Raw genomic sequence first — 14225 nt, 5'->3', positions numbered from 1 at the left:
ATTTCGGCTCAGCTTTTGGCGCTGGTCTTGTCTTTGAGTTTGGCGGTCAGGGCTTCCAGAACCGCCGGCGGCACGAAGGTGCTGACGTCACCGCCCATGGATGCGATCTGCCGCACCAATGTGGCGGTTATGGGCCGCGAAGCCGTACCGGCCGGCAGAAACAACGTCTGGATATCGGGCGCCATCTGCCGGTTCATGCCAGCCATCTGCATCTCATAGTCGAGGTCTGTACCATCGCGCAGGCCGCGCACCAGCAAGGTAGCGCCATGGGCGCGGGCGGCGTCGACCACCAGATTTTCGAAGGCGACGACAGAGATGTCACCCGCTTTATGCGGCAAAGCATCCGTAAGCGATCTGCGGATCAGTTCCGCTCTCTCCTCGAAAGAGAAAAGCGGCTTCTTACCGGGATGAACGCCGATCGCCACGATGACTCTGGAGGCGACATTCAGCGCCTGCACGAGGACATCCAGATGTCCGTTGGTCATCGGGTCGAAGGATCCGGGATAAAAGGCTGTCGTCATACCAGGCCGGCTCGTTGTTTCGACGCCTTTTGTCACGGATGGGGCAACATCGCAAGTCATTTGCAACCCGCAGGCTGCCTCTGAACCGCAGATGAATGCGGCATTCAAGCCTGTTTCAGATCGACAATGCATTACTGACGCCAACATCAAGGCGGGCCGGTTTCAACGGCTCGCCGACCTCGGCTCTGGGAATGTCACGCCATGTTGGTCTTCATTATTACGGTCGCCATCGTCTGTTCATTTTTCGTCGAATACCTCGTTCATCTTTTCTGCGAAAAATACGAGATCGAATGGGCTGCTACGCCAGAAGCCGCGGAAAACGTGGATTCTGCCCAAGAAATCGTCATTGCCATGCGCAAAACGCATCGCGAATCTGAACGCCAGATGAACAAGGCATTCAAAGTCGCTTCAGGCACGCATTGCTAGATACCTCTCAACATCGGCGGAACCATTTGCAAACCGCTGCGTTTAAACTTCGAAACTCAGACTGCACATTGCGGCAAGAAGGAAGATGAGTATGTCCCACAAGATCACCCTTATTAACGCTGTTTGGATGACCATGATTACGGGAATGCTCGCGGCCACCATCGCACTTTACGATCAAAAGCCCGACCAGTCGAAGATCTATGGTCCCTTTGCTTCGGCTCGTAACTTCATTGCCGTAAGCCAGTATTAAGGGATCTGAACGCTAGTCCCACCAAAGGAGGGAGCGATCATGTTCACGATTTTGACGATGCTTACACTGTTCATCAGCATCATGTTTGTCGTCTCCGTTGCATCTACTATTTCGGCGCTCCATCGCGAGAGCGAAGAGAGCAAGAGGCTGCATAAGCGTCACAAGACGCTCTGATCTCCTTATATCATTCACATCTCCCAAGTGTGCTTGACTGAACAAAAACCGGGCGCCTCCAGCGTCCGGTTTTTTCATTCCAGCGACCGCTGCCAGCGCGAACCCAGGAGCATCTGCCATCGCACGAAGCTCGAGGCGGAGCGGATCCTGCAAGCGATGGCTTGTTCGGATTTTGAGGTGCGCGTTTTGCGCATGGCTCCCAGCTTTCCTGAGCCCGGCAATGGATGGCGGCCTATCGCTTGCATCGCGGGGTCGACATCCGTGACGTCGCCGATGCCCATACGGCGGCTTTGACGAATAGCGGCGATCCGTTTCAACGGCACATTATCTCGGCCACCACGCCCTTCGAGCCGGAGGACTGCGCATCCCTCGCAACCGATGCGGCATCCGTCACTAGATTGCGCGCTCCAGCGCTTGCAGCGGAATTCGACCGCCGCAAATGGCCCCTGTCGCAAAAGATCGATCGCATCTATGCCTCGATTTTGGCAGATACCCCCCAGTTGGCGCTCTCGTTTCGGCTATGAGGAGGTATTGGCGCAATTAGACCGGGCTAGCCTCGAAGTATTGCCGGCCTTTTCCGCCGACAAAAGGCGACCCGAATAAAGGGTACCGGACATCTTTGAAATTTCAGGCGCCTGATATTCGGCACTGATCCAAAAGAAATCGCCTAAGATTGCTTTTCACGGCAGACTTAGGCGATCGTAACGACTTTATTCTTTCATCACGGCGAACCGATTGCCGCCGGTCGCCATTCGACGCTGCGATCCCTATTCCCCGCTTGCGCCCTCGACGTCACCGCCGGCCTCACCGTTGGTCGCTTCATCGTCGGCGCCCGCATCGTCTTCGCCTTCCGGCTCGCTGATGCGCTCGACGGATACCACCTTCTCATCCTTGGCGGTCGAGAAGATGGTAACGCCCTTGGTGGCACGGCTGGCGACGCGTATGCCGCCAACGGGAACACGGATCAACTGACCGCCATCCGAGACGAGCATGATCTGATCGCCGTCTTCGACCGGGAAGGCGGCAACGAGCTCGCCGATCTCGCCAGTCTTCGACGTGTCGGTGGCGCGAATACCCTTGCCGCCGCGACCGGAGATACGGAAGTCGTAGGAGGAGGAGCGCTTGCCGAAACCCTTTTCCGAAACCGTCAGAACGAATTGCTCCAGCGCCTTCAGCTCCTCGTAGCGCTCATCGTTCAGCTGTCCCTCTTCGGTGACTTCTTCGCCGACCAGCGCGATTTCCTCGTCCTCGCCGGTTGCGGAGCGGCGCTCGCCGACGGAGCGCTTGAGATAGGCGGCGCGCTCCCAAGGTTCTGCATCCACATGGCGGACGATCGTCATGGAGATAATGCGGTCGCCAGCTGCCAGGTTGATGCCGCGAACGCCGATCGAATTGCGGCCGGCAAAGACACGCACGTCCGAAACCGAGAAGCGGATGCACTGGCCAAGCGCCGTCGTCATCAGCACGTCGTCTTGCTCGGTGCAGGTCTCGACAGAGAGGATTTCGTCGCCCTCTTCCTCGAGCTTCATGGCGATCTTGCCGTTGCGGTTCACCTGCACGAAGTCCGACAGCTTATTACGGCGCACCGTTCCGCGCGTCGTGGTGAACATGACGTCGAGATTATCCCAGCTATCCTCATCCTCGGGCAGCGGCATGATTGTCGTGATACGTTCGCCGGGCTCCAGCGGCAGCATGTTGATCAACGCCTTGCCGCGCGAGGTCGGCGTGCCGATCGGCAGGCGCCAGACTTTCTCCTTGTAGACGATACCATGAGACGAGAAGAACAGGACCGGCGTATGCGTATTGAGAACGAATAGCCGGGTAACGAAATCTTCGTCACGGGTCGTCATGCCCGAGCGGCCCTTGCCGCCGCGGCGCTGCGCACGATAGGTCGTCAGCGGCACACGCTTGATGTAGCCAAGGTGCGAAACGGTGACGACCATGTCTTCGCGAGCGATCAGATCCTCGTCGTCCATTTCGAGACCGCCATCGACGATCTCGGTGCGCCGCGGCGTTCCAAACTCGTCGCGAACGGCCGCAAGCTCTTCTTTTACAATGGTTTGGATGCGCAGGCGCGAAGACAGAATATCAAGGTAATCCTTGATCTCGGCGCCGATCTGATTGAGTTCCTCGTCGATTTCGTCGCGACCGAGGGCGGTCAGGCGAGCCAGTCGCAGTTCGAGAATGGCGCGTGCCTGCTCTTCCGAGAGGTTGTAGGTGCCATCCTCGTTGATGCGGTGACGCGGATCGTCGATTAGCCGGATAAGCGATTCGACATCGGCGGCGTTCCAGCGGCGCGTCATCAGCTCTTCGCGGGCCGATTGCGGATCCGGCGCCTGGCGAATAACGCGGATGACTTCGTCGATATTGGCGACCGCAATCGCCAGACCGACCAAAACGTGGGCGCGGTCACGCGCCTTGCGCAGCAGATATTTGGTGCGGCGGCTGATGACTTCCTCACGGAAAGCCACGAAAGCGCGCAGCATGTCCATAAGGTTCATTAGTTCGGGCTTGCCACCGTTCAGCGCCACCATGTTGCAGCCGAACGAGGTCTGTAGCGGCGTATAACGATAGAGCTGGTTCAGAATGACATCGGCGTTGGCATCTCGCTTCAACTCGACGACGACGCGATAGCCCTGACGGTCGGATTCGTCGCGAAGGTCCGAGATACCCTCGATGCGCTTTTCGCGCACGAGCTCGGCCATCTTCTCGATCATCGACGCCTTGTTCACCTGGAAAGGGACTTCTGTGATGATGATCTGCTCGCGATCGCCGCGCATCGGCTCGATCGTCGCGACGCCACGCATGACGACGGAGCCGCGGCCCGTCTCATAGGCGGAACGGATACCGGCACGGCCGAGGATCTTCGCGCCGGTCGGAAAATCCGGACCGGGGATGATCTGCATCATCTCGGGCAGCTCGATCGCCGGATTGTCGATCAGCGCAATACAGCCATCGACCACTTCCGACAGATTGTGCGGCGGAATATTCGTCGCCATGCCGACGGCGATGCCGCCGGAGCCGTTGACGAGCAGATTGGGGAAGCGTGCCGGCAGAACCTTCGGCTCTTCCGAAGTCGCATCGTAGTTTTCCTGGAAATCGACCGTTTCCTTGTCGATATCCTCGATCAGCTCATGGGCGACCTTGGTCAGGCGCGATTCCGTGTAGCGCATCGCCGCCGGCGGGTCGCCGTCGATCGAACCGAAATTGCCCTGCCCGTCGATGAGCGGCACACGCATCGACCAGTTCTGCGCCATGCGGACCAAGGCATCGTAGATCGAAGCGTCGCCGTGGGGGTGGTATTTACCCATGACGTCGGCGACGGGACGAGCTGACTTCACATATTTGCGGTTCCAGTGATAGCCGCTTTCATGGGCGGCATAGAGGATGCGCCGATGAACTGGCTTGAGACCATCGCGGACATCGGGAAGCGCGCGGCTGACGATTACGCTCATGGCGTAATCGAGATACGACCGCTGCATTTCCTCCATGATGGAAATCGGCTCGATGCCTGGCGGGAGCTTCCCGCCGCCGGGTGGTGTTTGCTCAGTCAAAACAGATCACGATCTCTTTTAGAATCACTGCGAAATTTATAGCCGAAAGGCCCGGCGAGCGCCAATTTGGGCCGACGTTTGTGAACAGGCTTTTGCCTCTTTAAGCCATGAAATCGAACATTTCCGTGGCGCAACCCGCCTATAGCGATGCATTACGCTTTGCGAAAGCACATTCCTCGCATAACAATGGCTGATAACAACGATAGAACAGTCTCCGGGGAACATATGGCAAGTGCGGATACGCTGATCAATGCCTTCACGACTCTCCTTGTCACAGTCGATCCGCCGGGGCTAGCGCCGTTGTTCATCGGCCTCACGGCTGGCATGAACCGCTCCGAGCGCAAGCAGGTGGCCTTGCGCGGCTCGCTGATCGCCTTCTTCATTCTGGCGGCTTTTGCCCTGTTCGGCGCGAGCGTCCTCGGCGTTCTCGGCATCTCCATCGGCGCCTTCCGTATCGCAGGCGGCCTGCTGCTTTTCTGGATCGCTTTCGAGATGGTATTCGAGCGGCGGCAGGACCGGAAGGAAAAGACGACCGAGGTGGCGATCACGCAGGATCATATCCGCAATATCGCAGTCTTTCCGCTCGCCCTGCCCCTGATCGCCGGTCCGGGCGCAATCTCGGCCACGATCCTGCTGGCAGGCTCGCTGCAGACGACGCTCGACCGCGCGCAACTGATCGGCGTCATCGCCGTCAATCTTGCCCTCGTCTTTGCCGCACTTGCCATTTCCGACAGGCTCGACCGCATGCTCGGAGCGACCGGCCGCGCCATCCTGACCCGCCTGCTCGGGGTCATTCTCGCCGCGCTTGCCGCGCAATTCGTCGTGGACGGTGCAAGGGCGGCGCTGACTCTTCCCTGAAATTTGGCCTCGTCACGCAAAAAGCCCGCCGATAAGGCGGGCTTCGAGAAAATCCTTCGGCTGTGCCGTCAGGCTCAGAACGGGATATCGTCGTCCAGATCGCGCGAAAAGTTGCCGCCACTACCGCCTGCCGGGCTACCACCGCCGCGGTTACCGCCTCCGCCACCGCGCGAAGCGCCCTGCGAGGACGGCTGGCCGTAATCGTCGCCACCATAATCACCGCCATAGCCGCCACCAAAGTCACCGCCGCCGCGACCGCCACGACTGCCGCCTTCCGAGCCGCCGCCTTCTCCGCGGCCATCCAGCATGGTGAGGGTCGAATTGAAGCCCTGCAGCACGATTTCCGTCGAGTACTTATCCTGGCCGTTCTGGTCCTGCCATTTGCGCGTCTGAAGCGCGCCTTCGATATAAACCTTGGCGCCCTTCTTCAAATATTGCTCGGCGACCTTGCAGAGGCCTTCATTGAAGATGACAACGCGATGCCATTCCGTCTTTTCCTTGCGCTCGCCGGAATTACGGTCGCGCCAAGTTTCCGAGGTGGCGATGTTGAGATTGGCGATCGGCCGGCCGTCCTGCGTGCGGCGGATTTCCGGGTCCGCTCCGAGATTTCCAATCAGAATTACCTTGTTCACACTACCGGCCATGACATCACCCTATTTGCCGCCCATCGACGGCCCCTAAATTTTATTGACACACCTTAGACCATTGCCATCATCAGGTGTTGTTCCAGCACTGCCAGAGGCATCTTCATCCACAAAGAAATATCCAAAGGCAATTTTGTTCTTTCTTTGTTCTAATTTGTCTTTATGATCGTGTCAACGGAATCGAAAACCCGGCTCCAACCTTTCATTTCAGCCTCGACTCGCGAGCTGACATCACTAAATAAAGGCAGACTCCAAGGGACCTGCATACGACGATGAGCGAACTGAAGACTATTTCCATACGTGGTGCGCGCGAGCACAATCTCAAGGGCATCGACCTCGACCTGCCGCGCAACAAGCTGATTGTCATGACCGGCCTTTCCGGCTCCGGCAAGTCGTCGCTTGCCTTCGACACCATCTACGCCGAGGGACAGCGACGCTATGTCGAAAGCCTTTCGGCCTATGCGCGCCAGTTCCTCGAAATGATGCAGAAGCCGGATGTCGACCAGATCGACGGTCTGTCGCCCGCCATTTCGATCGAGCAGAAGACGACCTCGCGCAATCCGCGCTCGACGGTCGGCACGGTCACCGAAATCTACGACTATATGCGCCTGCTGTTCGCGCGCGTCGGCGTGCCCTATTCGCCGGTTACCGGCCTGCCGATCGAGAGCCAGACGGTCAGCCAGATGGTGGATCGGGTGCTCGCCTACGAGGAAGGCACCAGGCTCTATATTCTGGCGCCGCTCGTGCGCGGGCGTAAGGGCGAATACAAGAAGGAACTGGCGGAGCTCATGAAAAAGGGCTTCCAGCGCGTCAAGGTCGACGGGCAGTTCTACGAGATCGCCGATGTGCCGGCGCTCGACAAGAAGTACAAGCACGACATCGACGTGGTGGTCGACCGTATCGTCGTGCGGCCCGACATGGCGGCTCGCCTGGCCGACAGCTTCGAAACGTCGCTGCGTCTTGCCGATGGCCTTGCCGTTGCTGAATTCGCCGACAAGCCATTGCCGCCCGAAGAAACCGCCGCCGGCGGCTCGGCCAACAAGTCGCTGAACGAGACGCATGAGCGCGTTTTGTTCTCGGAGAAGTTTGCCTGCCCGGTTTCCGGCTTCACCATTCCGGAAATCGAACCACGCCTGTTCTCGTTCAACAATCCCTTCGGCGCCTGCCCTTCCTGCGACGGCCTCGGCTCGCAGCAGAAGATCGATCGGGATCTGATCGTGCCGGAGCCGGAGCGGACGCTGCGTGACGGCGCAATTGCTCCCTGGGCCAAGACCAGCTCGCCCTATTACAACCAGACGCTCGAAGCGCTCGGCAAGCATTACGGCTTCAAGCTCGGCAGCCGTTGGAACGAACTATCCGAAAAGGCTCAGGACGTCATTCTGAACGGCACGGAAGACAAGATCGAGTTCCATTATGCCGATGGGGCCCGTTCCTACACGACGCACAAGAATTTCGAAGGCATCGTGCCGAACCTTGAGCGCCGCTGGAAGGAAACGGATTCCGCCTGGGCGCGCGAAGAGATCGAGCGTTACATGTCGGCGGCGCCCTGCCCGGCCTGCAACGGCTATCGCCTGAAGCCGGAAGCCTTGGCGGTCAAGATCAACAAGCTGCACATCAGTCAGGTAGCGGAAATGTCGATCCGCATCGCCCGCGACTGGTTCAACGAGCTGCCGGAGACCTTCACCGACAAGCAGAACGAAATCGCGGTGCGTATTTTGAAGGAGATCCGCGATCGCCTGCGCTTCCTCAACGATGTCGGCCTCGAATATCTGAGCCTGTCGCGCAATTCCGGCACGCTTTCGGGCGGCGAAAGCCAGCGCATCCGGCTGGCATCGCAGATCGGTTCGGGGCTGACGGGCGTGCTCTATGTGCTCGACGAACCGTCGATCGGCCTGCATCAGCGCGACAATGCCCGCCTTCTGGAAACGTTGAAGCACCTGCGCGATATCGGCAACACGGTTATTGTCGTCGAGCATGACGAGGATGCGATCCTGACGGCCGACGACGTTGTCGATATCGGTCCGGCGGCCGGCGTGCATGGCGGCCAGGTCATTGCGCATGGGACGCCGCAGGACATCATGGCGAACCCGAAGTCGCTGACGGGAAAATATCTCTCCGGCGAACTTGGCGTGCCCGTTCCCGAAGAGCGTCGGAAGCCCAAGAAGGGCAAGGAAATCAAGGTCGTCGGCGCAAGAGGCAACAACCTCAAGGATGTCACGGCCTCCATTCCGCTCGGCGTCTTCACGGCGGTCACCGGCGTGTCCGGCGGCGGCAAGTCCACCTTCCTGATCGAGACGCTTTACAAGTCGGCTGCGCGGCGCGTCATGGGCGCGCGTGAAATCCCGGCCGATCATGATCGAATCGATGGCTTCGAACATATCGACAAGGTGATCGACATCGACCAATCGCCGATCGGCCGCACGCCGCGGTCGAACCCGGCGACCTATACCGGCGCCTTCACGCCGATCCGCGACTGGTTTGCCGGACTGCCTGAGGCCAAGGCGCGCGGCTATCAGCCGGGCCGCTTCTCCTTCAACGTCAAAGGTGGCCGCTGCGAGGCCTGCCAGGGCGACGGCGTTATCAAGATCGAGATGCACTTCTTGCCCGACGTCTACGTGACTTGCGACGTCTGCCACGGCAAGCGCTACAACAGGGAGACGCTGAACGTCACCTTCAAGACCAAGTCGATCGCCGATGTGCTCGACATGACGGTCGAAGAAGGGGTCGATTTCTTTGCCGCCGTCCCTGCCGTGCGCGACAAGTTGCAGAGCCTGAAGGATGTCGGTCTCGGCTATATCAAGGTGGGACAGCAGGCCAATACGCTTTCGGGTGGCGAGGCGCAGCGCGTCAAGCTAGCCAAGGAGCTGTCGAAGCGATCGACGGGCCGCACGCTCTATATTCTCGACGAACCGACCACCGGGCTCCATTTCCACGACGTCGCCAAGCTTCTGGAAATGCTGCATGAGTTGGTCAATCAGGGCAATTCGGTCGTGGTCATCGAGCACAATCTCGAAGTCATCAAGACAGCAGACTGGATTCTTGATTTCGGTCCCGAAGGTGGCGATGGCGGCGGCGAGATCGTGGCGGTGGGCACGCCGGAGACCATCGTCAAGGAGAAGCGCTCCTATACGGGCCAGTTCCTTAGAGAATTGCTGGAGCGGCGGCCGATGAAGAAAGTTGCAGCGGCGGAGTGAAGTTTCACCCGATGAACGTCCATGGAGGAGAGAATGACCAAAGCGGGCGAAATCCGCACAGGCATCGGCGGCTGGACTTTTGAGCCTTGGCGCGGGACCTTCTATCCCGATACGCTGAAGCAGAAGGACGAACTCAATTACGCCAGCCGTCAGCTGAAGGTGATCGAGGTCAACGGCACCTATTACAGCACGCAGAAGCCCGAGGTCTTCGCTAAATGGGCTGCCGATGTGCCGGATGGGTTCATCTTCTCCCTGAAGGCCACGCGCTTCGTCACCAATCGCCGGGTTCTGTCCGAAGCCGGTGAATCGATGCAGAAGTTTCTGGAGTCCGGCATCAGCGAGCTTGGGGATCATCTCGGTCCGCTGCTTTGGCAGTTTGCCCCGACGAAGAAATTCGACCCGGATGATTTCGAGGCGTTCCTGAAGCTGCTGCCGACCAAGCAGGATGGTCTTGCCCTGAAGCACGTTGTCGAAGTCCGGCACGATTCCTTCAAGGTGCCGGAGTTCATTGTACTGCTCGAGAAATACAATGTCGCACCGGTCTGCGCAGAACATTTCGAATATCCGATGATCGCGGATGTGACCGCCGATTTCGTCTATGCCCGCCTTCAGAAAGGCTCGGACGAGATCAAGACCTGCTATCCGCCGAAGGATCTGAAGGCCTGGGCCGATCGCCTGAAAACCTGGGCAGACGGCAAAGTGCCGGACGATCTGCCGCTGATCGATGCGGGCCGCAAGGTCAAGGTCGAACCTCGCGATGTCTTTGCCTTCATGATCCACGAGGGCAAGGTAAACGCCCCTCCGGGTGCGATTGCCTTGCAGCAAGAGGTCGCAAAGTAACGACTCAAAGCGGCCTGACGTTGGCGACGAGATCTTCGGCCGTCAGCCCCTTGCCGGCATGCTGGCCAGCGAGGCCATGCAGCCAGACCCCGGCGGCGGCGGCCTCAAAAGCCGGCGCGCCTTGTGCCATAAGCCCGCCGACGATACCGGCCAGCACATCGCCGGAGCCGGCTGTGGCGAGCCACGGCGGCGCGTTGGCGTTGATCAGCGCCCTTCCGTCCGGCGCGGCAATGACGCTATCGGCACCCTTGTAGATGATGGCGGCATGGGCTCTCGCAGCTGCCGCTCTCGCCTTGTCGACTTTACTCAAGACCGTATCGGCGGCGATATCAGGGAAGAGCCGTGCGAACTCGCCTTCGTGCGGCGTCAGCACCAATCGTGTCGGCCCCTCGGTAAAGGCGTCAAAAAGCCTTTTCGGGTCGTCGCGAAACGAGGTGATGCCATCGGCATCCAGCACCAGATGGCGATCGGCGAGCGCGAGGCAGAATTGTCGAGCCTTCTCGCCGGTGCCAAAACCAGGTCCGAGAATGAAGGTCGAAAGGCGTTGATCGGCAAGCCATTCCCGCAACGACGCTTCATCCTCGACAGCATGCAGCATGATTGCCGTGAGCAGGCCCGCATTGACGCTCATTGCCTCTGCCGGCGAAGCAATGGTGACAAGCCCCGCTCCAGCCTTCAGCCCGGCCATAGCGGACATGCGCGCCGCGCCCGTCGCATTAGGCCCACCGGAAAAAACGACCAGATGACCACGCTTGTACTTGTAAGTATCGGCACCTGCCGACGGTATCTTTGCCTGCCATTGTGCCGGGGTATTTTCGCCGATCAAGCTATCGGCATGGGCGCGGACAATCCGGTCGGGAATGCCGATGTCGAAGACTTCCAGTCGGCCGCAAAGATCGCGGCCGGGCAGCAGGAGATGACCCGGCTTGCGCGTCATGAAGGTCACGGTGTGCGTCGCGCGAAAGGCTGCGCCAAGGATCTGACCGCTCGACCCGTCAAGACCGGAGGGCAAATCAACGGCGATAACGGGAACGTCCACCTCGGCAACGCGCGCAATGACAGCCTCGACTTCATCCGGAACCGGACGAGACAAGCCCGCACCAAAGATCGCGTCGATGACGACATCGCCGGGGCGCGGCGCATAGCTTGCAATCGCCTCTCCCTCAACCGGGCAGCCGGCAAAGGCGCGTGCCGCATCGCCTTTCAGCCGCCCCGGGTCACCCAAATGGAAAAGCAGCACCATGGCTCCCGTCTGCTGCAGCGCGCGAGCCGCCACATAGCCATCGCCGCCATTGTTGCCCGGTCCGCAAAGCACGACGAAACGCAGCGCCTCGGGAAAGTGCCGAAGCGCGCTTGCGGTGACGGCTTGCCCCGCTTTTTCCATTAGCCCGTAGGAATCGATGCCGGAAGCCGCAGCGTCCCTATCGACTGCGGCCATATCGTCGGGAGAGAGGAGCAGATCGGCGAGCGGTAACATCATGAGGCAACATTATAGACGCGAAATCTGCCTGAAAAACAACCGCAATTCCAGCATCCATTTTGAACAAAGAATATGCATTTGCACATCGATTAAACAAGTTCATTCAAGGTCTTGTGAGAGCGGGAATATGACGTGCATGGCACTTTTTTGCGAAATTTTACTTATCCGACCCATTTCGGCGCGAAATCTCTTCCATTTTTCTGAAAAATCCTCATCAATTCATCGTCTCGGTGCGAATTCGCCGGGATTTTTTACAGAGGCCGTTTCCCATTTGGCACGATACGTGCATACGTTGGTCGAGCGGGGAGTAGTCCTGCTGTAACAGGAGAAGCGGAGAGACATTTTCTCATGAAAAAGATCGAAGCGATCATCAAGCCCTTCAAGCTCGACGAAGTGAAGGAAGCCCTTCAGGAAGTCGGCCTGCAGGGTATCACCGTCACGGAAGCGAAGGGCTTCGGTCGTCAAAAGGGCCACACGGAGCTTTACCGCGGCGCCGAATACGTCGTCGACTTCCTGCCGAAGGTGAAGGTCGAAGTCGTATTGGCAGACGAAAATGCGGAGGCGGTGATCGACGCCATCCGCAAGGCCGCCCAAACCGGCCGTATCGGCGACGGAAAGATTTTCGTCTCCAATGTGGAGGAAGTCATCCGAATCCGCACCGGTGAAACGGGCATCGACGCCATCTAACCCGCCCGGCCCTCACAGCCGAGGCTCGTAATCGTCATCTAAGTCAAGGGAAGCAGTTTAATGACGACCGCAAGCGATATTCTGAAGCAAATCAAGGACAACGACGTCAAGTTCGTTGACTTGCGTTTCACCGACCCGAAGGGCAAGCTTCAGCACGTTACCATGGACGTGATCTGCGTCGACGAAGACATGTTCGCCGACGGCGTCATGTTCGACGGCTCCTCGATTGGGGGCTGGAAGGCCATCAACGAATCCGACATGGTGCTGATGCCCGATCCGGACACGGTCCACATGGATCCGTTCTTCGCACAATCCACCATGGTCATTCTCTGCGATATTCTCGATCCGGTTTCGGGCGAAGCCTACAATCGCGATCCGCGCGGCACCGCCAAGAAGGCCGAAGCCTACCTGAAGGCCTCCGGCATCGGCGACACCGCCTTCTTCGGCCCGGAAGCCGAATTCTTCGTCTTCGACGACGTCAAGTACAAGGCCGACCCCTACAATACCGGCTTCAAGCTCGATTCCAGCGAACTGCCGTCCAACGACGATACGGATTATGAGACCGGCAACCTCGGTCACCGTCCCCGCGTCAAGGGTGGCTACTTCCCGGTTCCGCCGATCGACAGCTGCCAGGACATGCGTTCCGAGATGCTGACGGTTCTCACCGAGATGGGTGTCGTCGTCGAAAAGCATCACCACGAAGTCGCTGCCGCCCAGCACGAACTCGGCATCAAGTTCGACACGCTGGTTCGCAGCGCCGACGGCATGCAGATCTACAAATACGTCGTGCATCAGGTCGCCAATGCCTACGGCAAGACGGCAACCTTCATGCCGAAGCCGATTTTCGGCGACAACGGCTCGGGCATGCACGTTCACCAGTCGATCTGGAAGGGCGGCAAGCCGACCTTCGCTGGTGACGAATATGCAGGCCTCTCCGAGAGCTGCCTCTACTACATCGGCGGCATCATCAAGCATGCCAAGGCGATCAACGCTTTCACCAACCCGTCGACGAACTCCTACAAGCGTCTCGTCCCGGGCTACGAAGCTCCGGTTCTGCTCGCCTACTCGGCTCGCAACCGCTCCGCCTCCTGCCGTATCCCGTTCGGCTCGAACCCGAAGGCAAAGCGCGTCGAAGTCCGCTTCCCTGACCCGACCGCCAACCCATATCTGGGCTTCGCAGCCATGCTGATGGCCGGCCTCGACGGCATCAAGAACAAGATCCATCCCGGCAAGGCCATGGACAAGGATCTCTACGATCTGCCGCCGAAGGAACTGAAGAAGATCCCGACAGTCTGCGGCTCGCTGCGCGAAGCACTGGAAAGCCTCGACAAGGATCGCAAGTTCCTGACCGCAGGCGGCGTCTTCGACGACGACCAGATCGATTCCTTCATCGAACTGAAGATGCAGGAAGTCATGCGCTACGAAATGACCCCGCATCCGGTCGAATACGACATGTACTATTCGGTCTGATATAAGATACGAAAGCCCCGGCCTGCCGGGGCTCAGATTGCTGACAAACCCCTGGCCTTGGCTGGGGGTTTATGATTCACTGGGACATGTTGAAGAAACCCGCTCCCGAACAGACGGCTCTCGAGAT

The 14225-nt window shown here is 59.1% G+C and carries 13 protein-coding genes; 9 read left to right on the top strand and 4 right to left on the bottom strand.

Features of this window, described 5'->3' with window-relative positions; translation table 11 throughout:
* Positions 1-8: 8 nt before the first annotated feature.
* On the bottom strand, positions 9-521 hold the full coding sequence (coaD, locus tag GA0061102_RS27795) for a pantetheine-phosphate adenylyltransferase (RefSeq protein ID WP_092855250.1): 513 nt from the start codon (positions 519-521) through the stop codon (positions 9-11).
* Positions 522-722: 201 nt separating this feature from the next.
* Between coaD and GA0061102_RS27790 the strand changes: the two genes are divergently transcribed.
* The 4 genes from GA0061102_RS27790 (at position 723) to GA0061102_RS27785 (ending at position 1895) form a co-directional block, all read left to right on the top strand.
* The gene (locus GA0061102_RS27790) at positions 723-947 is read left to right on the top strand and encodes a hypothetical protein (protein WP_092855248.1); all 225 of its coding nucleotides are present in this window, start codon (positions 723-725) and stop codon (positions 945-947) included.
* An 85-nt stretch (positions 948-1032) separates the two neighbouring features.
* Positions 1033-1197: a hypothetical protein gene (locus tag GA0061102_RS33045; protein WP_159432218.1), complete on the top strand. Its 165-nt coding sequence runs from the start codon at positions 1033-1035 to the stop codon at positions 1195-1197.
* A gap of 39 nt (positions 1198-1236) precedes the next feature.
* A complete protein-coding gene (locus GA0061102_RS33915) occupies positions 1237-1371 on the top strand; it encodes a hypothetical protein (protein WP_276307824.1) in 135 nt (44 codons plus the stop codon).
* A 224-nt stretch (positions 1372-1595) separates the two neighbouring features.
* A complete protein-coding gene (locus GA0061102_RS27785; RefSeq protein WP_208858711.1) occupies positions 1596-1895 on the top strand; it encodes a hypothetical protein in 300 nt (99 codons plus the stop codon).
* A gap of 243 nt (positions 1896-2138) precedes the next feature.
* On the opposite strand, the gene gyrA is transcribed toward GA0061102_RS27785, so the two are convergent.
* Positions 2139-4925 carry a DNA gyrase subunit A gene (gene gyrA / locus GA0061102_RS27780; protein ID WP_092855247.1) on the bottom strand — a complete coding sequence of 929 codons (2787 nt, stop codon included), beginning with the start codon at positions 4923-4925 and terminating at the stop codon, positions 2139-2141.
* Between the two features lie 225 nt (positions 4926-5150).
* On the opposite strand from gyrA, the gene GA0061102_RS27775 reads away from it, so the two are divergent.
* A complete protein-coding gene (locus GA0061102_RS27775) occupies positions 5151-5783 on the top strand; it encodes a MarC family protein (protein WP_092855245.1) in 633 nt (210 codons plus the stop codon).
* Positions 5784-5857: 74 nt separating this feature from the next.
* On the opposite strand, the gene GA0061102_RS27770 is transcribed toward GA0061102_RS27775, so the two are convergent.
* Complete coding sequence (locus tag GA0061102_RS27770; protein ID WP_092855243.1) at positions 5858-6427, bottom strand: single-stranded DNA-binding protein; 570 nt, start codon at positions 6425-6427, stop codon at positions 5858-5860.
* A gap of 272 nt (positions 6428-6699) precedes the next feature.
* Here GA0061102_RS27770 and uvrA point away from each other — a divergent pair, with 272 nt between their 5' ends.
* Together uvrA and GA0061102_RS27760 are read left to right on the top strand one after the other, a co-directional pair.
* A complete protein-coding gene (gene uvrA, locus GA0061102_RS27765) occupies positions 6700-9621 on the top strand; it encodes an excinuclease ABC subunit UvrA (protein ID WP_092855241.1) in 2922 nt (973 codons plus the stop codon).
* A gap of 33 nt (positions 9622-9654) precedes the next feature.
* Positions 9655-10461, top strand: a complete 807-nt coding sequence (locus tag GA0061102_RS27760) for a DUF72 domain-containing protein (RefSeq protein WP_092855239.1) — start codon at positions 9655-9657, stop codon at positions 10459-10461.
* Between the two features lie 4 nt (positions 10462-10465).
* On the opposite strand, the gene GA0061102_RS27755 is transcribed toward GA0061102_RS27760, so the two are convergent.
* Positions 10466-11941 carry an NAD(P)H-hydrate dehydratase gene (locus GA0061102_RS27755; RefSeq protein WP_092855237.1) on the bottom strand — a complete coding sequence of 492 codons (1476 nt, stop codon included), beginning with the start codon at positions 11939-11941 and terminating at the stop codon, positions 10466-10468.
* Positions 11942-12289: 348 nt separating this feature from the next.
* Here GA0061102_RS27755 and GA0061102_RS27750 point away from each other — a divergent pair, with 348 nt between their 5' ends.
* The gene (locus GA0061102_RS27750) at positions 12290-12628 is read left to right on the top strand and encodes a P-II family nitrogen regulator (RefSeq protein ID WP_003539626.1); all 339 of its coding nucleotides are present in this window, start codon (positions 12290-12292) and stop codon (positions 12626-12628) included.
* 60 nt (positions 12629-12688) lie between these two features.
* Positions 12689-14098 carry a type I glutamate--ammonia ligase gene (glnA, locus tag GA0061102_RS27745; RefSeq protein WP_092855235.1) on the top strand — a complete coding sequence of 470 codons (1410 nt, stop codon included), beginning with the start codon at positions 12689-12691 and terminating at the stop codon, positions 14096-14098.
* Positions 14099-14225 lie beyond the last annotated feature (127 nt).

It is taken from the genome of Martinezella miluonensis, from assembly GCF_900094545.1.
Taxonomy (GTDB): domain Bacteria; phylum Pseudomonadota; class Alphaproteobacteria; order Rhizobiales; family Rhizobiaceae; genus Rhizobium; species Rhizobium miluonense.
Note: the sequence above shows the minus strand (reverse complement) of the source record. Positions and strands in the feature narration are given on the sequence as shown.

Coding starts and splice junctions, on each gene's coding strand:
- coaD (WP_092855250.1), bottom strand. CDS start 521: ATGACGACAGCCTTTTATCCCGGATCCTTCGACCCGATGACCAACGGA.
- GA0061102_RS27790 (WP_092855248.1), top strand. CDS start 723: ATGTTGGTCTTCATTATTACGGTCGCCATCGTCTGTTCATTTTTCGTC.
- GA0061102_RS33045 (WP_159432218.1), top strand. CDS start 1,033: ATGAGTATGTCCCACAAGATCACCCTTATTAACGCTGTTTGGATGACC.
- GA0061102_RS33915 (WP_276307824.1), top strand. CDS start 1,237: ATGTTCACGATTTTGACGATGCTTACACTGTTCATCAGCATCATGTTT.
- GA0061102_RS27785 (WP_208858711.1), top strand. CDS start 1,596: ATGGCGGCCTATCGCTTGCATCGCGGGGTCGACATCCGTGACGTCGCC.
- GA0061102_RS27775 (WP_092855245.1), top strand. CDS start 5,151: ATGGCAAGTGCGGATACGCTGATCAATGCCTTCACGACTCTCCTTGTC.
- GA0061102_RS27770 (WP_092855243.1), bottom strand. CDS start 6,427: ATGGCCGGTAGTGTGAACAAGGTAATTCTGATTGGAAATCTCGGAGCG.
- uvrA (WP_092855241.1), top strand. CDS start 6,700: ATGAGCGAACTGAAGACTATTTCCATACGTGGTGCGCGCGAGCACAAT.
- GA0061102_RS27760 (WP_092855239.1), top strand. CDS start 9,655: ATGACCAAAGCGGGCGAAATCCGCACAGGCATCGGCGGCTGGACTTTT.
- GA0061102_RS27755 (WP_092855237.1), bottom strand. CDS start 11,941: ATGATGTTACCGCTCGCCGATCTGCTCCTCTCTCCCGACGATATGGCC.
- GA0061102_RS27750 (WP_003539626.1), top strand. CDS start 12,290: ATGAAAAAGATCGAAGCGATCATCAAGCCCTTCAAGCTCGACGAAGTG.
- glnA (WP_092855235.1), top strand. CDS start 12,689: ATGACGACCGCAAGCGATATTCTGAAGCAAATCAAGGACAACGACGTC.